This window comes from Variovorax sp. Root434, from assembly GCF_001426595.1.
Taxonomy (GTDB): Bacteria; Pseudomonadota; Gammaproteobacteria; order Burkholderiales; family Burkholderiaceae_C; genus Variovorax.
In genome coordinates, this window is the sequence record NZ_LMEK01000025.1 from 252,496 (window position 1) to 276,754 (window position 24,259).

At 68.7% G+C, this 24,259-nt stretch carries 20 protein-coding genes and 3 pseudogenes; 16 read left to right on the top strand and 7 right to left on the bottom strand.

Translation table 11 applies throughout. The features are described from left to right. Position 1 precedes the first annotated feature (1 nt). Positions 2 to 889 carry a LysR substrate-binding domain-containing protein gene (locus ASD05_RS22070; protein WP_056597932.1) on the top strand — a complete coding sequence of 296 codons (888 nt, stop codon included), beginning with the start codon at positions 2 to 4 and terminating at the stop codon, positions 887 to 889. Positions 890 to 965: 76 nt separating this feature from the next. Continuing rightward, positions 966 to 2,189, top strand: a complete 1,224-nt coding sequence (locus tag ASD05_RS22075) for an MFS transporter (protein WP_056597124.1) — start codon at positions 966 to 968, stop codon at positions 2,187 to 2,189. A gap of 17 nt (positions 2,190 to 2,206) precedes the next feature. Here the strand turns inward: ASD05_RS22075 and ASD05_RS22080 are convergent, their stop codons facing one another. Together ASD05_RS22080 and ASD05_RS30950 are read right to left on the bottom strand one after the other, a co-directional pair. After that, positions 2,207 to 2,743: a methylated-DNA--[protein]-cysteine S-methyltransferase gene (locus ASD05_RS22080; RefSeq protein ID WP_056597126.1), complete on the bottom strand. Its 537-nt coding sequence runs from the start codon at positions 2,741 to 2,743 to the stop codon at positions 2,207 to 2,209. Continuing rightward, entirely contained in the window at positions 2,740 to 2,868 is a 129-nt protein-coding gene (locus tag ASD05_RS30950) for a hypothetical protein (RefSeq protein ID WP_268810555.1), read from the bottom strand. Before ASD05_RS30950 ends, ASD05_RS22080 begins: the two co-directional genes overlap by 4 nt. Before the next feature lie 364 nt (positions 2,869 to 3,232). On the opposite strand from ASD05_RS30950, the gene ASD05_RS30820 reads away from it, so the two are divergent. The 12 genes and pseudogenes from ASD05_RS30820 to ASD05_RS22125 form a co-directional block, all read left to right on the top strand. Beyond that, the coding region (locus tag ASD05_RS30820) for a secretin N-terminal domain-containing protein (RefSeq protein WP_414930063.1) at positions 3,233 to 4,171 on the top strand (939 nt) is incomplete at its 3' end. A 1-nt stretch (position 4,172) separates the two neighbouring features. Then, positions 4,173 to 4,683: pseudogene (locus ASD05_RS30825) on the top strand (secretin N-terminal domain-containing protein); the annotation flags it as partial. A gap of 1 nt (position 4,684) precedes the next feature. After that, positions 4,685 to 5,121: pseudogene (locus ASD05_RS30530) on the top strand (type II secretion system protein GspD); the annotation flags it as partial. Between the two features lie 266 nt (positions 5,122 to 5,387). Then, positions 5,388 to 5,789 (top strand): annotated as a pseudogene (locus tag ASD05_RS31080) (type II secretion system protein GspD); the annotation flags it as partial. A 330-nt stretch (positions 5,790 to 6,119) separates the two neighbouring features. Next, positions 6,120 to 7,511: a GspE/PulE family protein gene (locus tag ASD05_RS22090; RefSeq protein ID WP_056597934.1), complete on the top strand. Its 1,392-nt coding sequence runs from the start codon at positions 6,120 to 6,122 to the stop codon at positions 7,509 to 7,511. 14 nt (positions 7,512 to 7,525) lie between these two features. Beyond that, the gene (gene gspF / locus ASD05_RS22095) at positions 7,526 to 8,764 is read left to right on the top strand and encodes a type II secretion system inner membrane protein GspF (protein ID WP_056597128.1); all 1,239 of its coding nucleotides are present in this window, start codon (positions 7,526 to 7,528) and stop codon (positions 8,762 to 8,764) included. 16 nt (positions 8,765 to 8,780) lie between these two features. Next, on the top strand, positions 8,781 to 9,356 hold the full coding sequence (locus tag ASD05_RS22100) for a hypothetical protein (protein WP_056597130.1): 576 nt from the start codon (positions 8,781 to 8,783) through the stop codon (positions 9,354 to 9,356). Between the two features lie 15 nt (positions 9,357 to 9,371). Beyond that, entirely contained in the window at positions 9,372 to 10,271 is a 900-nt protein-coding gene (locus tag ASD05_RS22105; protein ID WP_056509256.1) for a 5'-nucleotidase, read from the top strand. Positions 10,272 to 10,477: 206 nt separating this feature from the next. Further along, a complete protein-coding gene (locus ASD05_RS22110) occupies positions 10,478 to 10,678 on the top strand; it encodes a hypothetical protein (RefSeq protein WP_056597131.1) in 201 nt (66 codons plus the stop codon). Between the two features lie 20 nt (positions 10,679 to 10,698). Next, the gene (locus ASD05_RS22115; protein WP_056597133.1) at positions 10,699 to 12,969 is read left to right on the top strand and encodes a phosphocholine-specific phospholipase C; all 2,271 of its coding nucleotides are present in this window, start codon (positions 10,699 to 10,701) and stop codon (positions 12,967 to 12,969) included. 20 nt (positions 12,970 to 12,989) lie between these two features. After that, positions 12,990 to 14,384 carry an 8-oxoguanine deaminase gene (locus ASD05_RS22120; RefSeq protein WP_056597135.1) on the top strand — a complete coding sequence of 465 codons (1,395 nt, stop codon included), beginning with the start codon at positions 12,990 to 12,992 and terminating at the stop codon, positions 14,382 to 14,384. Between the two features lie 175 nt (positions 14,385 to 14,559). Continuing rightward, positions 14,560 to 16,569, top strand: coding sequence for a lipoxygenase family protein (locus tag ASD05_RS22125; protein ID WP_056597137.1), 2,010 nt, complete (start codon positions 14,560 to 14,562; stop codon positions 16,567 to 16,569). Positions 16,570 to 16,587: 18 nt separating this feature from the next. Here ASD05_RS22125 and ASD05_RS22130 read toward each other — a convergent pair whose 3' ends face one another. The 3 genes from ASD05_RS22130 to ASD05_RS22140 are packed head-to-tail and all read right to left on the bottom strand — an operon-like array spanning position 16,588 to position 18,786. Beyond that, positions 16,588 to 17,871, bottom strand: coding sequence for a c-type cytochrome (locus tag ASD05_RS22130; RefSeq protein ID WP_056597139.1), 1,284 nt, complete (start codon positions 17,869 to 17,871; stop codon positions 16,588 to 16,590). 13 nt (positions 17,872 to 17,884) lie between these two features. After that, positions 17,885 to 18,601: a c-type cytochrome gene (locus ASD05_RS22135; RefSeq protein WP_056597141.1), complete on the bottom strand. Its 717-nt coding sequence runs from the start codon at positions 18,599 to 18,601 to the stop codon at positions 17,885 to 17,887. Next, complete coding sequence (locus ASD05_RS22140; protein ID WP_042673158.1) at positions 18,598 to 18,786, bottom strand: DUF2970 domain-containing protein; 189 nt, start codon at positions 18,784 to 18,786, stop codon at positions 18,598 to 18,600. Before ASD05_RS22140 ends, ASD05_RS22135 begins: the two co-directional genes overlap by 4 nt. A 99-nt stretch (positions 18,787 to 18,885) precedes the next feature. On the opposite strand from ASD05_RS22140, the gene ASD05_RS22145 reads away from it, so the two are divergent. Beyond that, positions 18,886 to 20,304: a PLP-dependent aminotransferase family protein gene (locus ASD05_RS22145; RefSeq protein WP_056597936.1), complete on the top strand. Its 1,419-nt coding sequence runs from the start codon at positions 18,886 to 18,888 to the stop codon at positions 20,302 to 20,304. On the opposite strand, the gene ASD05_RS22150 is transcribed toward ASD05_RS22145, so the two are convergent. Next, entirely contained in the window at positions 20,252 to 21,517 is a 1,266-nt protein-coding gene (locus tag ASD05_RS22150; RefSeq protein ID WP_056597143.1) for an MFS transporter, read from the bottom strand. The genes ASD05_RS22145 and ASD05_RS22150 overlap by 53 nt on opposite strands. A 172-nt stretch (positions 21,518 to 21,689) precedes the next feature. Between ASD05_RS22150 and ASD05_RS22155 the strand changes: the two genes are divergently transcribed. Continuing rightward, complete coding sequence (locus ASD05_RS22155) at positions 21,690 to 23,483, top strand: ABC transporter ATP-binding protein/permease (RefSeq protein ID WP_056597145.1); 1,794 nt, start codon at positions 21,690 to 21,692, stop codon at positions 23,481 to 23,483. Here the strand turns inward: ASD05_RS22155 and queC are convergent. Continuing rightward, a complete protein-coding gene (gene queC / locus ASD05_RS22160) occupies positions 23,432 to 24,169 on the bottom strand; it encodes a 7-cyano-7-deazaguanine synthase QueC (protein ID WP_056597147.1) in 738 nt (245 codons plus the stop codon). The two genes, ASD05_RS22155 and queC, sit on opposite strands and share 52 nt — an antisense overlap. Positions 24,170 to 24,259: the final 90 nt, after the last annotated feature.

Below are 24,259 nucleotides of genomic sequence, written 5' to 3' on the forward strand. Positions count from 1 at the left end.
CATGCCGCTTCGAGAGCCTCCCCTCAACGCCGTGCGCGCCTTTACCGCCGCGGCACGCCACCTGAGCTTCACGCGTGCGGCGCTCCAGCTGCACGTCACGCACAGCGCGGTGAGCCGGCAGATCAAGAGCCTGGAGGAGTTCCTCGGCGTCGCGCTGTTCGAGCGCCGCATCCGGCAGGTGGCGCTGACTGCCGAGGGACAACAGTTCTTCGCGGAGGTGGAACCGGCTCTCGCGCAGATCGGCGCGGCGGCGCGGGCGCTGCAGTCGCAAGGGGCGGCCCGCGCGGTGCGGATCAACGTGCGCCCTTCCTTCGCGGTGCGCTGGCTCATTCCACGCCTGCCCTCCTTCGTCGAGCGCTACCCCGACATCGAGCCGCAGGTCGTCACCAGCACCGTCATGCCCGAACAGGCCGTCGGCAGCTTCGACATCGCGGTGCGCCGGGGCCTCGAAGGCTGGCCCTCCTCGATGGAGGTGCAGCCCTTTCTCGAAGACGAGGTACTGGTGGTCGGTGCACCTTCGCTGTTCAAGACCCATCCGCTGGGCGACCTGCGCGCGCTCACCTCGCACGTGCTGCTGTCAGCCCGCACGCGCAAGGACGACTGGGACGCCTGGAGGAAGCAGGTCGGCGCGCCGCGCACGCGGCCGGCGGGCCGGCTGCAGTTCGACCATCTGCACTTCGTGCTGCAGGCAGCGGTCGACGGGCTTGGCATCGCGCTGGCGCCCACCTCGCTGGTGGCGCACGACCTGGCCTCGGGCCGCCTGCAATCGCCGCTGCCCATGCTGCGCATGACGCTGGAGCGGTACTACTACGGCCTGGCGCCCGATGCCGCGCCGGAAGCGGCGTACGTGGCCGAATGGCTCATGGAGATGCAGGCCCAGGGCGCGTAGTCGATCAGCGTGCGGCGGATGCTCGTGCGTCCGGAAACGGCCGGCGCCACGAGCTCGCTGCTCGCAAGATGCGTGCATGCCCCCTACATTCCTCCCCCGCTCCTTCCAGAACCTGGCCTGGTCCAACCTTGCCGCGCAGTCCGCCGAGCAGCTGAGCCTTGCGGCCGTGCCGCTGGTAGCCGTGCTGGCGCTTGGCGCAGGGCCGGGCGAAATCGGCTTTCTCGCGGCGGTGCAGACGCTGCCCTTCCTGCTGGTCTCGATGCCCATGGGCCTGCTCGCGGACCGTATGTCGCGGCGGCGGCTGATGGTGTGGGCCGAGGGGCTGCGGGCGATGTCGCTGCTGGTGCTTCTCGCCATGGTGTTCGCATCGAAGCTCAGCATCGGCTGGCTGGCGGTGCTCGGATTTTTGGGCGCTGTCGGCACCGTAGGCTTCAGCGTCGCGGCGCCCGCGCTGGTGCCGGCACTCGTGCCGCGTGAGGCGCTCGCCGTGGCCAACGGACGGCTCGAACTGGCGCGCAGCGCAGCATTCACCGCCGGCCCCGCGCTCGCGGGCGCATTGGTGGCGTGGGCCGGTGCGCCTGCCGCGTTCGTTCTGGCTGCGGTGCTGTCAGTGGCGGCCGTGGGCCTGCTGCTGCGATTGGGCGAGGTGCCGCGCGCACCCGCCTCCGGACGGCATCCGCTGCTCGAGGTGCGCGACGGCGCGCGCTTCGTCTGGCGACACGAGATGCTGCGCCCGATGCTGATGACCGGCGCGGTCTTCAACATCTCGTGGTTCGTGCTGCAGGCCGGCTACGTGCCCTATGCAGTGCGGGTGCTTGGCCTGGGCGCGCAGGCGGTCGGCTTCACGCTGGCGATGTACGGCGCGGGCATGGTCGTCGGCGCGCTGCTGACGCCGCGCGCAGTGGCGCGTCTGGCGTTCGGCCGCGCGATCCAGGTCGGGCCCGCGGTCGCGGTTGTTGCAGCGGCGACGATGGCGGCCACGCTCGTCGTGCCGACCGCCGCGCTGGCCGCGCTCTCGTTCTTTCTGTTCGGCGCGGGTCCGATGGTGTGGGTCATTACCACGACCACGCTGCGCCAGAGCGTGACCGCAGCGACGATGCTGGGCCGGGTGTCGGCCGTGTTCCTCACGATCAATGCGGGGGCGCGGCCCATCGGCGCAGCGCTGGGCGGCATGGTCGGGGCCGCTTGGGGCGAGCCGGCCTGTCTGCTGCTGGCGCTCGCGGGATTCGTGCTGCAGGCGGCAATCATCTTCGCGTCGCGCATCGCGGGGCTGCACCGGTTGCCGGTGCCGGTCACCTGATCTGCGGGGAAACGCCGCTAAAAAAGCGAAGCCATCCCGTTAGGCCGCGCATCCTCGATGTCGAGCATGCGCAGCTTCGTCAGCGCGCCACCGCCGGCCGAGAAGCCGCCGGGCTTGTTGCCCGCCGCCAGAACCCGATGGCAAGGAACCACGGGCGCGAACGGGTTGTGGCCCATGGCCTGGCCCACGGCGCGCGACAGGCCCTTGTCGCCCAGTTCCTCGGCGATCTCGCCATAGGTGCGCGTCTGCCCAGGTGGAATGCGCCGCGCGATCGCGTAGATGCGCTGGTGAAACTCCGACACGCCGCGCATGTCGAGTTCGATGTGGCCCAGGTCGTCGTGTTCGCCTTGCAGCAGGCCCTGGATGGCCGTGATGGCGCGTTGCGCCGCCTCGCTCGGCGGGCTTTCGCTCAGTTCCGGGAAGCGTTGCTTCATCCGCGCCCGCGTGGCTGCCTCGCCCTTGTCGGCGGGCAGTTGCACGCCGACCAGTCCGTGCGGTCCCCAGGCCAAGGCGCACATGCCGATGGAAGTTTCGAACAAGGCAAACCCGGTCATGACGCCTCCTGCAGCGCATATGCAATGCGGGTGATGCCGAGCAAGACCACCGCACCCATCGACAGCGCGAACGCGAGCCGCAGCGTGGGCAGTACGGGGGCGAAGGAAGTGAGCGTCATCAACATGAGGGCGGGCGGTCTGCCATTCTGTGCCCTCGGCAATTACCCCGAAAGCTGAGTTTCAGAATTCCATTTCTCATGGGTGGCGCAAAGTGCACGTTTCGGTGGACAATCGGCACTCAATGTTACCAAATGACACATGTGCCCTCGTCGCCGGAAGATCCGCATCTTTTGTGGGCGAGACGGGCAGTGAATGCGGAATGCGACTCTCAGGGTCGACAAAGCCGCAGCGGCGTGTGATCGACATCCAAATTTAAACCGCCGTTGATGCTGTATCTCATGCTCCTTTTTCCCGCGCGCCTGGTGCGTGCCACGATGATTCCTCCCTTCTCGATTGCAGGATAACCACAGGTTGTCTCGGCGCTGGCGCATGAGGAGGTCGATCGTCATTGCGCGCAGCGTTCGCGCCGTGTGCTTAAGCCTGCTCGCGGCCGGCGCGTTCGGCGCCGCCTGTGCGCAAAATGCGATCAAGGCGGTCGCAGGCTCCATCCAACAGGGCGTCGAGGTGATCCAGATCGATCTGGCGCAATCGCTCGCCGCCGTGCCCAGCGGGTTTTCCGTCCAAAACCCCGCGCGCATCGCGCTGGACTTCCCCGGGGTCGCAAACGATGTCGGACGCGCAGCCATCGAAGTGAATCAACCCAACCTGCGCTCGATCAATGTGGTTCAGGCAGGCGAGCGCAGCCGGGTGGTATTGAATCTCAGGCAGCCGACGCCGTACAAGGCAGAGATACGAGGCAATTCGCTGCGGGTCACGCTGCAGACCGTTGCCGAGACACGGTCGCCGGAGCCATCCGCACCGGCAGACGCCGCGACGGCGCCTGTTCGCGGCGGGCCGATCACGCTGAACTTCGCCAATGCCGACATCGAGGCCGTGGCCCGCACCATGGCGGTGGTCACGGGCCGCGACGTGGTGGTCGACCCGCGCGTCAAGGGCACGATGAACCTGGTCACCGACCGTGCGATCCAGCCGGCCGCCGCCTTCGACCAGTTTGCCGCGGCGCTGCGGCTGCGGGGCTTCGCGTTGGTAGAAGCCGACGGCCTCTACAAGGTGGTGCCCGAGGCCAGCGCCAAGCTGCAGAGCGGCACCGTCAACACCTCCATCAGCGCCACCGCGTCGAGCGGCAGCAACCAGATCGTCACGCAGATCTTCCGGCTCAACTACGAGTCGCCGAACAACCTGCTGCCGGTGTTGCGCCCGCTGATTCCGCCGAACAACACCATCAACGTGAACCCGGGCAACAACTCGCTCGTGATCACCGACTACGCCGACAACATGCGCCGGCTGGCGCGCATCATCGCGTCGCTCNCCGAACAACACCATCAACGTGAACCCGGGCAACAACTCGCTCGTGATCACCGACTACGCCGACAACATGCGCCGGCTGGCGCGCATCATCGCGTCGCTGGACGTGCCAAACGCGTCCGACATCGAGATCATCCAGCTCAAGCACTCGATCGCCACCGACATGCTGCCGCTGATCACCCGTCTCGTCGACGGCGGCGGCTCGGGTGCGGCGGGCGCCGCCGCACCGGGCGTGGCCGACACGTCGTTCCACACTACGCTGCAGGCCGATCCGCGCAGCAACTCGCTGATCCTGCGCGCGGCCAATCCTGCACGGGCGCAACTGGTGCGCACGCTGGTCGACAAGCTCGACCGCATGCCCGCAGAGAGCAGCAACGGCGCAGCCGGCAACATCTACGTGGTCTACCTGAAGAACGCCGATGCGGTGCGGCTGGCGGCCACGCTGCGCGCCGCGATGGCGGCGAACCAGCAGAGCACCACGCCGGGCGCGGCCGGTGGCGCAGGCGGCGGTGCCGNGATGCGGTGCGGCTGGCGGCCACGCTGCGCGCCGCGATGGCGGCGAACCAGCAGAGCACCACGCCGGGCGCGGCCGGTGGCGCAGGCGGCGGTGCCGTACCGCAACAGAACGCGCCGCAGGCCATGCAGGTGAACCTGAACAACAACCAGGGCGGCGGTTCGGCCGCGGCCAACGCCCCGCTCAACAACGCCAACCAGCCSTCCACCGGCGGCCAGATCCAGGCCGACCCGTCGACCAACTCGCTGATCATCACGGCRCCSGAGCCGCAATACCGCCAGATGCGCGCGGTGATCGACCGGCTCGACGGGCGCCGYGCCCAGGTCATGATCGAGGCGCTSATCGTCGAGGTCAGCGCCAACAAGGCCGCGAACTTCGGCGTGCAGTGGCAGAGCGCGCTGGGCAACAACGCGGTCATCGGCACCAATTCCAGCCTGAANGATCGTCGAGGTCAGCGCCAACAAGGCCGCGAACTTCGGCGTGCAGTGGCAGAGCGCGCTGGGCAACAACGCGGTCATCGGCACCAATTCCAGCCTGAACAAGACGAACATCCTGGCGCTGACCCAGGCGCTGGCCACCCGCAATGCCGCCGGCCTGGCAACGTCGATCCAGCCGGGGCTGAACCTCGGCATCGCCGGCAAGATCGGCGGCCAGTACATCCTGGGCGCGATCGCGAACTTCTTCAACAGCGACGGCGACGCCAACGTGCTCTCCACGCCCAACCTRCTGACGCTGGACAACGAAGAGGCCAAGATCATCATCGGCCAGAACGTGCCCTTCCCCACCGGCTCGTATGCCAGCACCTCGGGCTCGGTGGGCGTGAACCCGTTCACCACCGTCGAGCGCAAGGACGTCGGCCTCACCCTGCGCGTGCGCCCGACCATCAACGAGAACGGCACGGTGCGGATGACGATCTTCCAGGARACCTCGACCGTCGACCAGAAYTCGCTGAGCAACCCCAACGGCCCGACCACCAACAAGCGCTCGATCGAGTCCAGCGTGCTGGTGGAAGACGGSGGCCTGGTCATGCTGGGCGGCCTGCTKTCGGACACCTACAACAACAACATCGAGAAGGTGCCGCTGGCCGGCGACATCCCGGTGCTCGGCAACCTGTTCAAGAACGAGAACCGCACGCGCAGCAAGAGCAACCTCATGATGTTCCTGCGGTTACGACGAGATCCGCGGCCAGCAGCTGCAGACGCAGCCGAACACCGACAACGTCATGCTGCGCGGCGTGAACGCYGCGCCGGTACTGCCCGACTCCGCACTGCAGCGCTCGAACAACCGCGGCAGCGGCAGCACCCGCATGGAAGGCACGCAGCTCATTCCGCCGCCGCAGCCGCTCTCCGACAACCGCAAGCTGGCCCCGAGCCCGCTGCGCGGCGCCCTGCCGCCGACGGCCGACCCGGTCAGCTCGCGCGAACTGCCTTGATGTCCATGCGCTATCCGCTTCCCTACGCGTTCGCGCGCGCCCAGCAACTGCTGCTCGAGGAGTCCGACGACGGCCGCTACACGCTGTGGATGTCGAGCCACCCGGCGCGCAGCGCGGTCGGCGAGGTGTCGCGCAAGTACGGCGTGCAGGCCTTCGAGGTGCTGGCCGACGGCCCGCTGGCGCAACGCATCAGCGCGGCCTACGCGCAGGGCGAATCGAGCGCCGCCGCGGTGGTGAGCGAGGTGCAGAGCGATGCAGACCTCTCGCGCATGATGCAGGAGCTGCCGGCGGTCGAAGACCTGCTGGAGAGCGCGGGCGACGCGCCCATCATCCGCATGCTGAACGCGCTGCTCACGCAGGCCGCGCGCGACGGCGCCAGCGACATCCACATCGAGCCCTACGAGCGCACGTCGTCCGTGCGCTTTCGCATCGACGGCACGCTGCGCGAGGTGGTGCAACCCAACCGCGCGCTGCACGCGGCGCTGATCTCGCGCCTGAAGATCATGGCCGACCTCGACATCTCGGAGAAGCGGCTGCCGCAGGACGGGCGCATCAGCTTGCGCATCGGCACGCGCGCGGTCGACGTGCGGGTGTCGACGCTGCCCAGTGCGCATGGCGAGCGCGCCGTGCTGCGCCTGCTGGACAAGAGCGAGTCGAAGCTCACGCTCGAATCGGTGGGCATGCAGGGCGACACGCTCGCGCGCTTCGAGAAGCTCATTGCGCAGCCGCACGGCATCATCCTCGTGACCGGGCCCACGGGCTCGGGCAAGACCACCACGCTGTACGCCGCGCTGGCCCGGCTCGACGCGAGCCGCAGCAACATCATGACGGTGGAAGACCCGATCGAGTACGAGCTGCCGGGCGTGGGCCAGACGCAGATCAACGCGAAGATCGAACTCACCTTCGCGAAGGCTCTGCGCGCCATCCTGCGGCAGGACCCGGACGTGATCATGATCGGCGAAATCCGCGACTTCGAGACCGCGCAGATCGCCATCCAGGCCTCGCTGACCGGCCACCTCGTGCTGGCCACGCTGCACACCAACGACTCGGTCAGCGCCGTCACACGGCTCACCGACATGGGCGTGGAGCCCTTCCTGCTGAGCTCGTCGCTGCTCGGCGTGCTCGCGCAGCGCCTCGTGCGCAAGGTGTGCACGGTGTGTGCCGGGGCAGGCTGCGAGGCGTGCGGCCAGACCGGCTACCAGGGCCGCACCGGCATCTTCGAACTGCTGGTGGCCGACGAGACCGTGCAGGGCCTGATCCACAGCAAGGCGGCCGAAAGCGAATTGCTGCAGGCCGGCGCGCGCGGCGGCCTGCGCCTGATGCGCGAGGACGGCGAGCGGCTGGTGCAGGCCGGCATCACCTCGCGCGCCGAGCTGCTGCGCGTCACGCGGGACTAGGCTCCCGTTCCGCCATGCCCGCCTATTCCTTCGAAGCCATCGACGCCAGCGGCCAGTCGCGCGAAGGCGTGCTGGAGGCCGACACCGCCCGCAGCGCGCGCAGCCTGCTGCGGGCGCAGGCACTCATTCCGCTGTCGGTCAAGCCGGTCGGCAGCGACCACGTCAACGGCACCGGCCAGCGCAGCGGCCTCGGCCGCTGGCTCGGCGGCGGCAAGCGCGTCTTCAATTCCACCGGCCTCGCGGTGTGGACGCGGCAGCTCGCGGGGCTCGTCTCGTCGGGCCTGCCGCTGGAACGTGCGCTGACCGCGCTCACCGACGAAGCCGAGTCGGAACCGCAGCGCAACCTCGTCGCCTCGCTGCGTGCCGAGGTCAACGCGGGCTCGCCGTTTGCGCGCGCGCTGTCGGCGCACGCGCGCGAGTTCTCGCCCATCTACACCGCCGTGATCGGCGCCGGTGAACAAAGCGGCAACCTCGGACTCGTGCTCGACCGCCTGGCCGACGATCTCGAAGAGCGGCAGGCACTTCAGCAAAAGCTGATCGGCGCGGCGCTGTACCCGGCCATCGTCACGCTGGTGGCGATCGTGATCGTGATCTTCCTCGTGAGCTACGTGGTGCCGCAGGTGGCGCAGGTGTTCGCGGGCACCAAGCGCTCGCTGCCTTTTCTCACGACCGTGATGCTGTCGCTGAGCGCGGGCGTGCGCAACTACGGCTGGTGGATGCTGGGCGGCGTGGTGCTCGCGGCCATCGGTGCGCGCGTGGCGCTGGCGCAGGAGGCTTTCCGTCTCAAGTTCGATGCAGCCTGGCTCAAACTGCCGCTGGTCGGCAAGCTCGCGCGTGGCTACAACGCGGCGCGCTTCGCCAGCACGCTCGCCATGCTGGCCACCGCCGGCGTACCGATCCTGCGCGCGCTGCAGGCCGCCTCCGAGACGCTGGGCAACCGCGCAATGCGCGCCGACGCGCTCGATGCGCTGGTGCTCGTGCGCGAAGGCGCGCCGCTCGCCTCGGCGCTCGCGCAGAAGAAGCGCTTTCCGGGCCTCGTGTCGATGTTCGCGCGCCTGGGCGAGCAGACCGGCACCCTGCCGCTGATGCTGCAGCGCGCGGCCAACCAGCTCGGCGCCGAGGTGCAGCGCCGCGCGATGCACTTGGCCACCATCCTCGAGCCGCTGCTGATCGTGGCGATGGGCGGCGTGGTGATGCTGATCGTGCTGGCCGTGATGCTGCCGATCATCCAGTTGAACCAGTTCGTCAAATAGCGGGAGCCTCGCCGCCATGGCCAATCGCAGCTACCTGTTCGCCAGTCCTTTCGTGCCGGGAGCCGATCCCGAGAAGGACGATCCACGGCAGGTCAAGGGCATCTCGGAGCGCAGCTACGCCATTCCGCTGGTCTACCGGCTGCTGGTGTCAGCGGACGTGCGGCTGTGCCGCTCGATGATCTGGAACGTGCCCGAACCCACCGCGCTCGCGGGCCGCGCCGGCGCGGGCATCGACCGGCTGCAGCAGTTTCTCGCGCGCATCGACCATCCGGCGGTTGCGCCGTTGTGCAAGCAGGCGCTCGACTTCCTGAACAATCACGCCGACCGCAACGGCTACTTCGTGCTGGAGTGCGCCGAGATCCTCGACATGGGCGATGCACCGCTCGGCGAGCAGGCCGCCGACCTGCTGAAGGACGTGCAGAACATCGACGCCGAGATCGAAGCCACCGTGGCCGAGCTCGCGCCGAAGAAGAAGAATTTCTGGCAGCGCGTTTTAACGCCGTCCCAGGAGAGCATCGAGGCGCCGCTGCGCGAGTTGGGCCTGGGCTACTGGTCGGATACGCTCTACTACGCGCCCGACCAGGCGACCTGAACCCACCGCACGCTCATGCCAGTCACCCTCGAAGACAAGCTCGTGGTCGCGATCTCCTCGCGCGCCCTGTTCAACCTCGAAGAAGAAAACAAGATCTTCGAGGCCGGGGACAACGAGGGCTACATGAAGCTGCAGCTCGACCGCATCGACGTGCCGGCCGCGCCCGGCATCGCCTACTCGCTGATCCGAAAACTGCTGCGCTTCAACGAAGACGGCGTGCAGCGCGTCGAGGTGGTAATTCTTTCGCGCAACGATCCGGTCTCGGGCATGCGCATCTTCAAGTCGAGCGCGGCTGCCGACATCAAGCTGCAGCGCGGCGTGTTCACGCAGGGCCGCCCGCCCTTCGGCTACCTGCGCCCGCTGCGCGCGCATCTGTTCCTGTCGGTCAACGCGCAGGACGTGCGCGAGGCGCTCATCGCGGGCTTTCCGGCCGCGCGGGTGCTGGTCGAATCGGTGAAGGCCAGCGATGCATGGCCGAACGAAGTGCGCATTGCCTTCGACGGCGACGCGGTGCTGTTCTCCGACGAGGCCGAGCGCGTATTCCAGGCCGAGGGGCTCGACGCCTTCCAGGCGCACGAACTCAGCAAGGCCGATCTGCCGCTGCCCGAAGGCCCCTTCAAGCCGCTGCTGATGGCGCTGCACCGGCTGCAGATGGCGGGCAACGCGCAGATGCGCATTCGCACCGCGCTGGTCACCGCGCGCAGCGCACCGGCGCACGAGCGCGCCATTCGCACGCTGATGAAGTGGAACATCCGCGTCGACGAGGCCATGTTCCTGGGCGGCCTGCCCAAGGGCGAATTCCTGCGCGAGTTCGAGCCCGATTTCTTCTTCGACGACCAGACCGGCCACGTCGATGCGGCCTCGCGGCACGTGCCCGCCGGACATGTGTCCAGCGGTATCAGCAACGAGCCCTGAGCCCGGGCTCGAACGCGGCGCCAGGCCGCGCCACGCCGTCATTCCGCCGTTCCCGAAAGCGCCCGCCCGGCGGTGCGTTGTCACGCGCCTGACTTCGCTGCGTCACTGCAAGTTAACCGCCCGGTAACGGGTTCTCCCTAGTCTTGTGGGCCCGGGTGCGCGCTCCTGTCGCGCCTTCCAGACCCACATAACAAAGGACCGATTCCATGCGACTTCTTTTCCCCGGCACGCGGCTTGCGCCCGTGCTGCTGCTGGCCTGCGCGCTCTCGGCCTGCGGGGGCGGCAGTGGCGGCGGCGGCTTCTTCGGCGGCACGCCGACGGCCCCGGCCACGCCCACGACGCCCACGCCCACGACACCCACCCCACCCGACAACACCGTGAAGCCCGAGATGCGCTGCGCACCGTGAGCATTGCCAGGAACAACACCATGACCACCCGCCGCAAATTCCTCACGGGCGCCGCAACCACCGGCATCGCCGCCGCCGCGCTCAATGCCTTTCCGCCAAGCATCCGCCGCGCGCTCGCCATTCCCGCCAACAACAAGACCGGCACGATCATGGACGTCGAGCACGTCGTGATCCTGATGCAGGAAAACCGCTCCTTCGACCATTACTTCGGCACGCTCATGGGCGTGCGGGGCTTCGGCGACCGCTTCACCATTCCGCTGCCCGGCGGGCGCAGCGTGTGGCAGCAGAGCGATGCCACCGGCAAGCTGGTGCTGCCCTATCACCTCGACCAGACCAAGGGCAACGCGCAACGCGTGAGCGGCACGCCGCACTCGTGGAACGACGCGCAGAACGCCTGGGACGGCGGCCGCCTCAGCCAATGGCCCAAGTACAAGACCACCGCTTCGATGGGCTACTTCCAGGAAGCCGAAGTGCAGTTCCAGTACGCGCTGGCCAACGCCTTCACCGTGTGCGACAGCTACCACTGCGGCATGCACACCGGCACCAACTCGAACCGCCTGTTCCACTGGAGCGGCACCAACGGCCCATCGGGCGAAACGGGCGCCGGCCTCGCGGGCCTCTCGTCGATAGACAACACTTGGGAGAACCTCCGGTTCCCATGGGACCCGGTAAGCAACCCCGGTGTCGACTCGACCACCTACGGCTGCAACTGGAAGACCTATCCGGAGCGCCTGCAGGACGCCAAGGTCAGCTGGATGCTCTACCAGAACCTGCCCGACAACTTCACCGACAACCCGCTGGCGGGCTTCCGGCAGTACCGCGTGGCCAACAAGGCTTCGGGCAAGAACGACATGCGCTACGACGGCGACGCCAGCCCGCCCGACGGCGTGACGCTGCCGGCCTACGACCCCGCCAGCGACGATGCCGGCAACCCGCTCTACAAGGGCATCGCCAACACCATGCCCGACGGCGGCCTGCTGGGAACCTTCCGGCAGGACGTCCTCAACGGCAAGCTGGCGCAGGTGTCGTGGATCGTGGCGCCCGCCACCTACTCCGAGCACCCCGGTCCTTCGAGCCCGGTGCAGGGCGCGTGGTACATCCAGCAGGTGCTGGACGCGCTCACCGCATCGCCCGATGTGTGGAGCAAGACGGTCTTCATCGTCAACTTCGACGAGAACGACGGCTACTTCGACCACGTGCCGTCGCCCTCGGCGCCTTCACTGGCCGACCCCGCCGACCCGAAGAGCGCCGCGGGCAAGACCACGCTGTCCGACAGCGACATCGCCTTCGAGCGCCACACATACCCCCTCGTGGGCACCACCGTCGCGCCTGCGGACGGCCGCGTCTATGGCCCGGGCCCGCGCGTGCCGATGTACGTCATCTCGCCGTGGAGCCGCGGCGGCTGGGTCAACTCGCAGGTGTTCGACCACACCTCGGTGCTGCGCTTCCTCGAGGCGCGATTTGGCGTCGTGGAGAAGAACATCAGCCCGTTCCGGCGCGCGGTGTGCGGCGACCTCACGAGCGCCTTCAACTTCGCCACGCCCAACAACGAAGTACTGCCCACGCTCGCCGGGCGCCGCACCAAGGCCCAGGCGGACCAATTGCGCGCCGACCAGCAAGCGCTCGCGCAGGTGCCGCTGCCGCTCACGCCCGCGCTGCCGCAGCAGGCCACGGGCACGCGCCCCTCGCGCGCCTTGCCGTATGAACTGCACACCAGCGCCAAGGCCGACGCGGTCAACGGCAAACTGCAGCTGCTGTTCGCCAACACCGGCAAGGCCGCGGCGGTGTTCCACGTGTACGACAAGCTGCACCTCGACCGCCTGCCGCGCCGCTACATGGTGGAAGCAGGAAAGCGGCTCGACGACACCTGGGCCGCGATGGCCGACGATGGCGGGCGCTACGACCTGTGGGTGCTCGGGCCGAGCGGCTTTCATCGCCACTTCAAAGGCGACCTCGGCACGCTGCGCGCCGGCGATGCCGCGGCGCCCGAGGTTCGCGTGTGCTACGACATCACCAACGGCAATGTCTACCTGAGCATGCGCAACGACGGCAAGGCGGCCTGCAGGTTCACCGTCACTGCCAAGGCCTATCGCAACGACGGTCCGTGGACCGCGACAGTGAACGGCGGCGCCACCACCGATCAGCACTGGGAGCTCGCGAGCAGCGGCCAGTGGTACGACTTCGCAGTCACCTGCGATGCCGACCCGGCCTACTACCGCCGCTTTGCGGGCCGCGTGGAAACCGGCAAGCACACGGTGAGCGATCCGGCGATGGGCTTGCCCGACCTCTGAGCGCAGGCAAGAATGCCGGCATGCTGAAGATCCTTCGACATGCCGACGTTCTGGTCGCCATGGACGCCGCGCGGCGCGAAATCGCCGACGGCGCCGTGGTGTGCGATGGCCCTGCGATAACCTGGGCGGGCCCCACCGCCGAGCTGCCCATCGTCTACCTCGACGCCCTGCGCAACGGCCAGGCCGAGGCCATCGACATGTACGGCCACGTCGTAATGCCCGGCCTGGTCAACACGCATCACCACATGTACCAGAGCCTCACCCGCGCCGTGCCCGAGGCGCAGGACGCGGAACTGTTCGGCTGGCTCACCAACCTGTACCTGCTGTGGGCGCGCCTCACGCCCGAGATGATCCGCGTGTCGACGCAAACCGCGATGGCCGAGCTGATGCTCTCGGGCTGCACCACCACCAGCGACCACCTCTACCTGTTTCCCAACGGCTCGCGGCTCGACGATTCGATCGAGGCGGCCGATGCCATGGGCATGCGCTTTCATGCGGCGCGCGGCAGCATGAGCGTGGGCCGCAGCGCCGGCGGTCTGCCGCCCGACGAGGTGGTGGAAACCGAGGAAGCCATCCTGCGCGACAGCGAGCGGCTCATCGGCCGTTGGCACGACGCGTCGCGGCATTCGATGCGCCGCATCGTGCTCGCGCCCTGCTCGCCGTTCTCGGTGTCGCGCGACCTGATGCGCCTGTCGGCCGAACTGGCGCGCGAGCGCGGCGTGTCGCTGCACACCCACCTGGCCGAGAACGACAACGACGTGGCGTACTCGCGCGAGAAGTTCGGCATGACGCCGGCCGAATACGCCGAAGACCTGGGCTGGGTCGGCCGCGACGTGTGGCACGCGCACTGCGTGAAGCTCGACGAGGCTGGCATCGCGCTGTTCGGCCGCACCGGCACGGGCGTGGCGCACTGCCCCTGCTCCAACATGCGGCTGGCCTCGGGCATCGCGCCCATCGGTGCGATGCGCCGCGCGGGCGTGCCCGTGGGACTGGGCGTGGACGGCAGCGCGTCGAACGACGGCGCGCACATGCTCGGTGAAGCGCGGCAGGCCCTGCTGCTGCAGCGCGTGGGCTACGGCCCGGCGGCGATGACGGCGCGCGAGGCGCTGGAGATCGCCACGCTGGGCGGTGCGCGCGTGCTGGGGCGCGACGACATCGGCGCGATCGCGCCGGGCATGTCGGCCGACATCGTGGCCTTCGACCTGCGCGGCGTGGCGCATGCGGGTGCCGGGCACGACCCGGTGGCGGCGCTGGTGTTCTGCACGCCGGGGACGGTGTCGCTGAGCGTGATCAATGGGGCGGTTCGCATCCGCGACGGAGAGTTCACCGGCATGCCGCTCGCACCGCTGCTGGCAAGGCATCGCGACCTGGCGCGCACGCTCTACGACGGCGCACGGCACCCGCATACGGCCTGACGCCAGCGCTCGCGCTAGCACCGGGAGCGCGCCTCCAGGCTAGGCACCAACCCTCATTGCCAACGCCAGAGCCCCTCCGCAGAATCCGCCCACCAAATAGAACGAGCGTTCTATTTGGTGGCCGAACCCCTCGTCGGCCTTCCCCAAAGACTCACTACAACAGGGAACGCTCCCGATGAAACGCAGAGACATCCTCAAATGGTCGGCCTCGGCGGGCGGCCTGGGCCTGCTGGCCGGCAGGCCTTCCACCGCCTCGGCGGCCCTGCCGGTGCCCAAGCCCACGCTGCCGCAGAAGATCGACCCGATCAGCGCCACGCTGCGGCGCCTCGAACTGGTGGGGCGGCAGTCGACCTACCTCTGGACCGAATCGCACATCAACCTGGCTGGCGTACCGATGGGCGCGGTGGTGCCGCCGGGCGAACTGCCGGCGCTCGAACACCAGCTCGCGACCCTCTCGAAGGCGCTCGAAGCCGTCACCAATTTCGCGGCCTCGTTCGCCACCAGCGCGCTGGCCTCGGGCAGCCTGCAGTCGCTCGACAACCTGCGCACGCGCCTCGCCGGGCTGCAGGCCAGCTTCGACCAACTGCTGGCCGCCAACGGCGGATTGCTCACGCTGCCCGCGACGGTGTTGAACCTGCTTGCCACTCTCACCAGCACGGCGGGCGACATCGGCACGCAGCTCAGGCAGATCCATCACGACCTGCTCTCGCAAGGCCCGCTGGGCGCATTGAACGGACCGAAGACGGTGGCGCAGTACGACGCGCTGTTCGTCACCATCGAGAAGCCGGCCATCTCGCAGCTGCTGCACGACAACGACCTGTTCGCGGCCATGCGCGTGGCCGGCCCCAACCCGACGCTGATCCAGCGGGCGACGGCGCTGCCGGCCAAGTTCCCGTTGAGCGACGCCCAGTACCGCCAGGTGATGGGCGCCGGCGACAGCCTCGCCGACGCGGCCGCCTCGGGCCGCCTCTACATCCTCGACTACGAAGGCCTGGGCGACATGGCGCCGGCCGGCCCGCAGGCCAAGCCGCTCACGGGCACCGGCTACATCCACGCGCCCATCGCGCTGTTCGCACGGCCGAAGACCGGCCGTTCCCTGGTGCCGGTCGCGATCCAGTGCGGACAGGAGCCGACGCTCGCCCCGATCTTCCTGCGCGTGGACGACACCGCCAACGCCGAGGCCTGGTGGGCCTGGCAATCGGCGAAGACCGCCGTGCAGGTGGCCGACTTCAACTACCACGAGATGTTCGTGCACCTGGGCCGCACGCACCTGATGTCGGAGGCCTTCGCGATGGCCACGCAGCGCCAGTTCGCGACCGCGCATCCGCTGAGCCGGCTGCTGTCGCCGCACCTCGAGGGCGCGATGTTCATCAACGAGGCCGCGACGCTGATCATCATGGCGCCGCTGACCACGGGCGACGTGATCCTTGCCGCGCCCATCGAGACGCTGCAGCAGCAATGCGGCCGCGACCGGCTGGCCTACGACTTCTACGACCGCATGATGTTGCCCAACGACCTGCGCACGCGCGGCGTGGACGACGCGGCGGCGCTGCCCGACTACCCCTACCGCGACGATGCGCTGCTGGTGTGGAACGCGATCGCGCAGTGGGTGGGCGACTACGTGGCCACCTACTATCTGAGCGACGGCGACGTGACCGGCGACTACGAGCTCAAGGCCTGGGCCACCGAGCTCGCAACCAGCGGCAAGGTGCACGGCTTCCGCCCCATCACCACACGCGCGCAACTCGTCGACGTGCTGACCGCGATCATCTTCAACGCCAGCGCGCAGCACGCGGCGGTGAACTTTCCGCAGTACTCGGTGATGACGTATGCGCCCTTCAGCGCAGGCACGGGCGGCATGCCGGCACCGACGGGCAGTGCGGGGCAGAGCGAAGCGAGCTGGTCGCAGATGCTGCCGTCGCGGCTGGCGGCGCAGGAGCAGATCCTGCTGTTCCACATCCTCGGCGGCGTGTACTACCGGCCGCTGGGCGAGTACAAGGACAACGTGTTCCCGCACCTGCCGGTACTGATCGACCCGGCCATCGCCGGACAGGGCGGGCCGCTGGAGCGCTTCCGCACTGCGCTGGCCGGCATCGAGGCCACCATCCGCCAGCGCAACGCCACGCGCACGCGGCCCTACGAGCACCTGCTGCCGAGCCGCATTCCTTCGAGCACGAACATCTGAAGCCAGTGCAGGCGCCGCTCAGCGCCGCATGGTGTCGAGCTGCGTGACGGGCGCGCTGTCGTTGCCCCACGAGCCGCGCACATAGGTGAGCACGGCCGCGACCTCGGCCGCATCCAGCGTCTGCCCGAACGGAGGCATGCCATAGGGCCGCGGATTGCCCGGCGTCGAGGGCAGGAAGCCGCCGTGCGCGACCACCTGGATCAGGTTGGTGGGCCGCGCCATGTTGACGGCGCGGTTGCCGGCGAGCGGCGGATAGGCGCCCACGGCGCCCTGCCCCTGGTCGCCATGGCAGTAGGCACAGCGCTGGTCGTAGATCTTCGCGCCGCGCGTCATCGTGGCGGCGTCGCGGCGGATCGGGGCCTTTGCGATGGCCGCAGCCTCGGGCTTCGGTGCATCGGGCAGGTCCTTCAGGTAGCTCGCCATGGCCGTGAGGTCGGCGTCGCTCAGGTACTGCGTGCTGCGGAACACCACGTCGGCCATCGGCCCCATGACCGAGCCGCGCGGCGCGACGCCGCTCTTGAGCAGTGACACCACGTCGGCCGCGGGCCAGTCGGCAACGCCGGCTTCGTGCGGGTCGTTGAGCGAGGGCGCATACCAGTTCTCGACGGCGATCAGGCCGCCCGAAAGGCCGAGCCTCGTTTCCGTCGCGCCGAGCGAGTTGCGGCTGCCGTGGCACGCAATGCAATGGCCGAGGCCGTTGACCAGGTACGCGCCCCGGTTCCATTCAGCGGGCTTGCCGGCATTGGCCACGAAAGGCTCGGGCTTGAACGACAGCGCGCGCCACACGGCCAGCGCCGCCTGCGTGTCGTAGGGGAAGCGCAGCAGGTGCGCCCTGTTGGGCTCCGGCGCGGGCGGCAGGCTGCGCAGGTAGGCGTAGATCGCGTCCGAATCCTCGCGCGTCACCTGCGTGAAGTTGGGATACGGAAACGCCGGGTACAGCAGCCGCCCGTCCTTGCTGCGGCCGTTGTGCATCGCGCGCCAGAAGTGCGCGCTGCTCCAGCTGCCGATGCCGCTCTTGCCGTCGGGCGTGAGGTTGCTCGAAAAGATGGTGCCGAAGGGCGTCTCCAGGGGCAGCCCGCCCGCATAGGGCTGGCCGCCGCGCGTGGTGTGGCAGCCCGCGCAGTTGCCGGCCAACGCGAGATAGCGTCCGCGCTCGATCAGCTGCGGCGTGGCCGCGAAGGCTTCGGCCTGCGTGGGCAGCGGGTCTTCGCCGCGCAGGTTCATCGCGACGATGGTGCCTGCTACCGCGGCCCCCAGCACGATCAGCGCTAGCAGCGTCCAGCCCAGGCGTCGCAGTTTCATGATCGCGGCCCCGTCACTTCGACTTCGGCATGCCGCCGCAGTTCACGGGCAGCGGCGCAGGCAGCGAGGCCGCGGGCTTCGTGTCGGCCGGCATCGGCTGCACCGCCAGCCAGCTCGCGACGGCGTTGATGTCGGCGGTGGTCATGCGCCGGCCGATGTCGGCCATGCAGTCGGGCGGCAGCGCATGCCGCTCGCTCGTGAGCCATGCGCCGAGCTGCGACGACACGTACAGCCGCGGCAGCCCCAGCAGCCCCGGAATGGCCGGCTGCACGCCGGTGAGGGCCGCGCCATGGCACTGCACGCAGGCGGGCACGCCGCGCGCCGCATCGCCTTCGTGCACGAGCTGGCGGCCGCGCTGCAGCTGCTCGGGCGTCGCGTCGCTGGTGGTGGCGATGGGCGGGTAAGGCAGCTGCAGCCCGGCGAAGTACTCGGCCATCTCGCGCAGGTACGCATCCGACAGGTGCTGCACCATGTACGCCATGTCGCCGTTGAAGCGCCGCCCGTCGCGAAAGCTCACGAGCTGGTTGAACAGGTAGCCGGCCGGCTTGCCCGCAAGGCGCGGAAAGTAGCCGGCGTTGGTGGTCGCGCCTTCGCGGCCGTGGCAGGCGATGCAGGCGGCCGCGCGCTGCTCGATGGTGTCGGGCACGGTGGCGGGCGCTGCGGCACCTGCCATGCCCTGCGTGGCGAACAGCACCAGCCCGATGGCGGCGAAGCGAATGCGCAGCTTCATGTACCGGCAGCGTAATGCGCCAACGCGAGCAACCCCGCGATCAGCAGCAGCACCATCACCAGCGCCACGCCAATCAGCGGCAGGATGCCGACCTGTGCCGTCCGCTTGTCGGCATCGGCGCGGCGGCCACCCAGCCCGATGAAACTCCACAGAACGGCGCGCACCGCGCGCATGAGATTCGTCATGAGGCCGAGTGTGGACCAGTCGGGCCCAAAAAAACAGATGCAGATCGGCTCCATTCGACCGGTGCAGATAAAGTGCTGCCGAATGAAGAGCAAGCCGCAATGAAGCGATATGAAGCCCTGGCCGCCGACATCGAGGCCTCGATCCGCAACGGCACGCTGAAGACCGGCGACCGCCTGCCCTCGGTGCGCCACACGGGCCGCAGCCGTGGGGTCAGCGCGTCCACGGTGTTCCAGGCCTACTACCTGCTGGAAGCGCGCGGACTCGTGCGTGCACGCGACCGTTCGGGCTACTACGTGGCGGGCGGCGGCCTGCGCGATGCGCCACCCGAATCCACGCTGACCTCGCGTCCCGTAGACGGGCCGAAGTCGCTCGACGTGAGCGACCAGGTGTTCGACATCCTCGAAGCCAGCATGTCGCGCAAGGTCGTGCCCTTCGGCTCGGCCTTTCCGAGCCCGCTGCTGTTTCCGCTGGCGCGGCTCGGGCAATTCATGGCCGCCAGCGCCAAGTCGCTCGACCCATGGAGCACGGTGGACGACCTCACGCCCGGCAGCGCGGCGCTGCGCCGGCAGATCGCGCTGCGCTACCTCGCCGACGGTATGCCGGTGCCGGCCGACGAGATCGTCATCACCAACGGCGCGCTCGAAGCGCTCAATCTCTGCCTCGCGGCCGTGACTCGGCCGGGCGACGCGGTGATCGTCGAATCGCCCACCTTCTATGCCGCGCTGCAGGCGCTGGAGCGCATGGGCCTGCGGGCCATCGAGGTGCCGACCCATCCGGGCGAAGGCATCGATCTCGCAGCGCTGGAGTTGGCCGTCGCGGCACACAAGCCCGCGGCGTGCTGGCTCATGACCACGTTCCAGAATCCGCTCGGCAGCCTGATGCCGGACGCGAAGAAGAAGGCACTGGTCGCCCTGCTCGCGCGGCACGAACTGCCGCTGATCGAGGACGACGTGTACGCCGAGCTGTACTTCGGCGAGCGGCGGCCTCCACCGGCCAAGGCCTTCGACACGCAGGGGCTGGTGCTGCACTGCTCGTCGTTCTCGAAGTGCCTCGCGCCGGGCTATCGCATCGGCTGGACCTCGGCCGGGCGTTTCGCGCGCAAGGTGGCGCGGCAGAAGCTCACGACCACGCTCAGCACCTCGGCGCCCGCGCAGCTGGCGATCGCGGGCTACCTCGAAAAGGGTGGCTTCGACAAGCACCTGCGCAAGCTGCGGCAGACGCTGTCAATGCAGCAGGCCACCTTCACGCAGGCCGTGGGCCACTATTTTCCGCCGGGCACGCGCGCCACGCGGCCGCTGGGCGGGTACTTCCTGTGGGTCGAGCTGCCGCCGCACGTGAACGCGCTCGACATCCATCGCAGGGCGCTGGAACTCGGCATCAGCGTCGCGCCGGGACCGATCTTCTCGGCCACGCGCGCCTTCGCCAACTGCCTGCGGCTGAACTACGGCCACCCATGGAACGGGCTCAGCGAGCAGGCGATGCGGACACTCGGCCGGCTGGCCGCCGAAGCGTCCTGAACAGCAGAAACGCCGTGATGCTCACGTTCACCAGGTTCCAGCCGATGCCGTTCAGGAAGGCCGCGTGGTAGCTGCCCGTGAGGTCGAACACCTTGCCCGACATCCACCCGCCCAGCGCCATGCCGAACAGCGAGAACATCAGCACCGTGCCTACGCGCGCGCCCGCCTCCTTCGGCGGAAAGTGCTCGCGCACGATGATCGCGTAGGACGGCACGAGGCCACCCTGGAACAGCCCGAACAGCGCCGAGATCACATACAGCGGCACCAACCCGTCGAACGGCAGGAACAGCAGCAGCGCCACGCACTGGAGCACGCCGCCCAGCAGCAGCGTGCGCAGCCCGCCGATGCGGTCGCAGATGGCGCCCGACACCAGCCGGCTCACGATGCCGAAGCCCAGCATCAGCGACAGCATCATCGCGCCCTGCGCCGGCCCGTAGCCCAGGTCGCCGCAGTAGGCCACGATGTGCACCTGCGGCATCGCCATGGCCACGCAGCAGGCCACGCTGGCCACGCACAGCAGGCCCTGGGCCACGCCCATGCTCAGGCCGAAGGGCCGCGTCATGTCGCGCACGACCGCCGCGCTCGATGCATTCACAGGCGGCACATGAACGAGCGCAGGCGGGCGCGCGCGGAAGAACAGCGCAAGCAGCGCCATCGCCAGCCCGCAGAAGACGCCGATGCCGATGTAGGTCTGGCGCCAGCCCACGGTTTCGACGAAGTGCTGCGCGACGGGCGGCCACACCGCGCCCGCAAGATAGTTGCCGCTGGCGCACACCGCCACCGCGATGCCGCGCCGCTTGACGAACCACAGCGAGGTGTCGGCCACCATCGGCGCGAAGGCCACCGAGCTGCCGAGCAGGCCGACCAGCAGCGCCTGCGCGACGGTGAATGAAACGATGCCGCCCGACAGCCCCGTCGCGATGTAGCCCGCGCCGAGGAACGCCGAGCCCATCAGGAGCGGCCACATCACACCGAAGCGGTCGGCCAGCCTGCCCATGAGCACGCCGCCGAAACCGAAGCCGAGCATCAGCCAGGTGTAGGGCAGCGAGGCATCGGCACGGTCGATACCGAACTCGGCCTGCACCGCAGGCAGCATGACCGAGACCACGTACATGCCGCTGCTGCCGACCGTCATGATCAGCAGCGTGAGGCCGAGGCGGAACATGGCGTAGCGCGAATCCGCCGCGTGGACGGTTGTCTCGTGTGTGTTCATTGTTTTGCTCCGCAGCGAGGATACCCGGCGGTGTGAATCCGCCTTGCGCCAATTGCGCAGATCGGCCTGGTCGTTCGGAGGTGCGGGCGGCTTTCAGGTCCCTTTAAGAAAGATTTGTCTACCATGGCCCTTTCAAGATGACCGGCGCACGAGCGCCTGCGAGGAAAACCGAATGTCTCTATCAGTCACCGCTCGCGCGGGCTCGTTCATCCAGGTGCTGCGACGCGTCTTCAGGCTCGCGGCACCCTACTTCCGGTCCGAAGAGAAATGGCGGGCACGGGGCATGTTCGCTGCCATCGTGGCGCTCAATCTGGCCTATGTCTACGCGCTGGTGCTTTTCAACCAGTGGTACGGGCGCTTCTACGACGGACTCCAGAACAAGGACGCGGCGGTCTTCTGGCGCGAGATCCGTGTCTTCGTCGTGCTGGCCTTCTTCAACATCGCGCTGCAGGTGCTCAAGTTCTATGTGACGCAACTGCTGCAGTTGCGCTGGCGTGCCTGGATCACGCGCAACTACCTGGGCCGCTGGATGGCGGACCGTACCTTCTACGAGATGGAACTGGCGCGCTATGCAGGCAAGGACGGTGCGACGCCGGACAACCCCGACCAGCGTATCCAGGAAGACATGCAGTTGTTCACCAGCGCGACCATGACGCTGTCGATGGGTCTCCTGAACGCCGTGGTCACGCTCATCAGCTTCGTCGGCATCCTCTGGGGACTCTCGGGCACGACGGCGTTCTCGGTGGGCGGCACCAGCTACCAGATCGCGGGCGCGATGGTCTGGCTGGCGGTGATCTACTGCGTGGTGGGCACGGTCATCACGCACTTCATCGGACGGCCGCTGATCGGGTTGAACTTCCGCCAGCAGCGCTTCGAGGCGGACTTCCGCCATCACCTCGTGCGCGTGCGCGAGTACAGCGAGGCCATCGCGCTGGACCGCGGGGAGACGGTGGAGCACGGCCAGCTCGATCTGCGCTTCGGCGCCGTGCTGCGCAACTACCTGCAGCTCATCAAGCAGCAGAAGAACCTGGTGACCTTCACCGCATTCTTCGGCCAGGCGGCGGTGATCTTCCCGTTCGTGGTGGCGGCTCCGCGCTTCTTCAGCGGCGCGATCCAGCTGGGCCAGCTGATGCAGATCTCGTCGGCCTTCGGCAAGGTGCAGGATTCGCTGAGCTGGTTCGTCGACAACTACGACAGCGTGGCGGTGTGGCGCGCCACGACCGACCGTCTCACGAGCTTCGACGACGCGATCCGCGAGCATGCCGCGCAAGAGAACGCGCTCGAGCGCAGCGACGCGCCTTCGCTTCACACCGACGGCCTCACGCTGAACCTGCCGAACGGCACGCCGCTGCTGGCGAACGCGGCGCTCTCGGCAAAGGCTGGCGACAACGTGCTGGTGCAAGGCCCCTCGGGCAGCGGCAAGTCGACCCTGTTCCGGGCCTTTGCCGGCATCTGGCCGTTCGCGCGCGGACGCGTGCAGGTGCCATCGGACGCGATGTTCGTGCCGCAGCGGCCCTACATGCCCGACGGCCCGTTGCGCGTTGCGCTGGCCTATCCGGAAGATGCCGCGAAATACACCGACGAACAGTTGCGCCAGGCATTGAAGGATGCCCTCTTGCCCGAATTCGCCGATCGCCTGGACGACAGCGATGCATGGAGCCAGAAGCTTTCGGGCGGCGAGCAGCAGCGGCTGGCCATCGCGCGCGTGATGCTGAAGAAACCCCGCTGGATCTTTGCCGACGAGATCAGCAGCGCGCTGGACGCGCCAGCCGAACGCACGCTGTACCAGCGGCTCTCGGAGATGGTGCGCGCGCGGGGCGGCGCGATGGTCTCGGTCGCCCATCGGTCCGCGGTGGGCGAGTTCCACAGCCAGCGCTGGACATTGGTGCCCGAAGGCGAAGGTGCCGTCGCGCGCTACCGCGTGGAGGTGGTACCGGCGCCGGCCGGCAGCGCCGTCGCCACGTAGCGCTCCCAGCCCTTCTTGCGCAGCTCGCAGGCGGGGCATTCGCCGCAGCCGTAGCCCCAGGCCTGGCGGTGCACGCGGTCGCCCAGGTAGCAGGTGTGCGTCTCTTCCACGATCAGATCCACCAGCGGATCGCCGCCCAGGCGGTGGGCCATGGCCCAGGTCTCGGCCTTGTCGATCCACATGAGCGGCGTCTCGATGACGAGGCGGCGCTCCAGCCCGAGCGAGAGCGCGAGCTGCATCGCCTTCATGGTGTCGTCGCGGCAGTCGGGGTAGCCCGAGAAGTCGGTCTCGCAGACGCCGGTGACGATCACCTGCAGCCCGCGCCGGTACGCCAGCGCGCCGGCCAGCGTGAGGAACAGCAGGTTGCGCCCGGGCACGAAGGTGTTGGGCAGGCCGTCGGCCTGCATGGCGAAGGCGACCTCTTCGGTCAGCGAGGAGCCGCCGAGCTGCGCCAACGCCGCGAGCGTGAGCACGTGGTCTTCGCCGAGGCGGGGCGCCCAGTCGGGGAAACGCTCGCGCATCTTCGCGAGGACGGTGCCGCGCACGTCGAGCTCGACGCGGTGGCGCTGCCCGTAGTCGAAGCCCAGGGTTTCGACGCGCTGGTACTTCGACAGCGCATCGGCGAGGCAGGTGGCCGAGTCCTGGCCGCCGGAGAACAGAACGAGGGCGGTGGTGTGCAGGGGCATATCCGTCAACGGCGAGGCCGCTGTAGTGCAAAGCCGCGATTTTCGCAGGCCGTGCAAGGCCCCGCCCGGTCGGGGCCGCCTTCTGCTTCT

Excerpts from the sequence above, each read along its gene's own strand:
- ASD05_RS22070 (WP_056597932.1), top strand. The coding sequence starts at position 2 with ATGCCGCTTCGAGAGCCTCCCCTCAACGCCGTGCGCGCCTTTACCGCC.
- ASD05_RS22075 (WP_056597124.1), top strand. The coding sequence starts at position 966 with ATGCCCCCTACATTCCTCCCCCGCTCCTTCCAGAACCTGGCCTGGTCC.
- ASD05_RS22080 (WP_056597126.1), bottom strand. The coding sequence starts at position 2,743 with ATGACCGGGTTTGCCTTGTTCGAAACTTCCATCGGCATGTGCGCCTTG.
- ASD05_RS30950 (WP_268810555.1), bottom strand. The coding sequence starts at position 2,868 with ATGTTGATGACGCTCACTTCCTTCGCCCCCGTACTGCCCACGCTGCGG.
- ASD05_RS22090 (WP_056597934.1), top strand. The coding sequence starts at position 6,120 with ATGCGCTATCCGCTTCCCTACGCGTTCGCGCGCGCCCAGCAACTGCTG.
- gspF (WP_056597128.1), top strand. The coding sequence starts at position 7,526 with ATGCCCGCCTATTCCTTCGAAGCCATCGACGCCAGCGGCCAGTCGCGC.
- ASD05_RS22100 (WP_056597130.1), top strand. The coding sequence starts at position 8,781 with ATGGCCAATCGCAGCTACCTGTTCGCCAGTCCTTTCGTGCCGGGAGCC.
- ASD05_RS22105 (WP_056509256.1), top strand. The coding sequence starts at position 9,372 with ATGCCAGTCACCCTCGAAGACAAGCTCGTGGTCGCGATCTCCTCGCGC.
- ASD05_RS22110 (WP_056597131.1), top strand. The coding sequence starts at position 10,478 with ATGCGACTTCTTTTCCCCGGCACGCGGCTTGCGCCCGTGCTGCTGCTG.
- ASD05_RS22115 (WP_056597133.1), top strand. The coding sequence starts at position 10,699 with ATGACCACCCGCCGCAAATTCCTCACGGGCGCCGCAACCACCGGCATC.
- ASD05_RS22120 (WP_056597135.1), top strand. The coding sequence starts at position 12,990 with ATGCTGAAGATCCTTCGACATGCCGACGTTCTGGTCGCCATGGACGCC.
- ASD05_RS22125 (WP_056597137.1), top strand. The coding sequence starts at position 14,560 with ATGAAACGCAGAGACATCCTCAAATGGTCGGCCTCGGCGGGCGGCCTG.
- ASD05_RS22130 (WP_056597139.1), bottom strand. The coding sequence starts at position 17,871 with ATGAAACTGCGACGCCTGGGCTGGACGCTGCTAGCGCTGATCGTGCTG.
- ASD05_RS22135 (WP_056597141.1), bottom strand. The coding sequence starts at position 18,601 with ATGAAGCTGCGCATTCGCTTCGCCGCCATCGGGCTGGTGCTGTTCGCC.
- ASD05_RS22140 (WP_042673158.1), bottom strand. The coding sequence starts at position 18,786 with ATGACGAATCTCATGCGCGCGGTGCGCGCCGTTCTGTGGAGTTTCATC.
- ASD05_RS22145 (WP_056597936.1), top strand. The coding sequence starts at position 18,886 with ATGAAGCGATATGAAGCCCTGGCCGCCGACATCGAGGCCTCGATCCGC.
- ASD05_RS22150 (WP_056597143.1), bottom strand. The coding sequence starts at position 21,517 with ATGAACACACACGAGACAACCGTCCACGCGGCGGATTCGCGCTACGCC.
- ASD05_RS22155 (WP_056597145.1), top strand. The coding sequence starts at position 21,690 with ATGTCTCTATCAGTCACCGCTCGCGCGGGCTCGTTCATCCAGGTGCTG.
- queC (WP_056597147.1), bottom strand. The coding sequence starts at position 24,169 with ATGCCCCTGCACACCACCGCCCTCGTTCTGTTCTCCGGCGGCCAGGAC.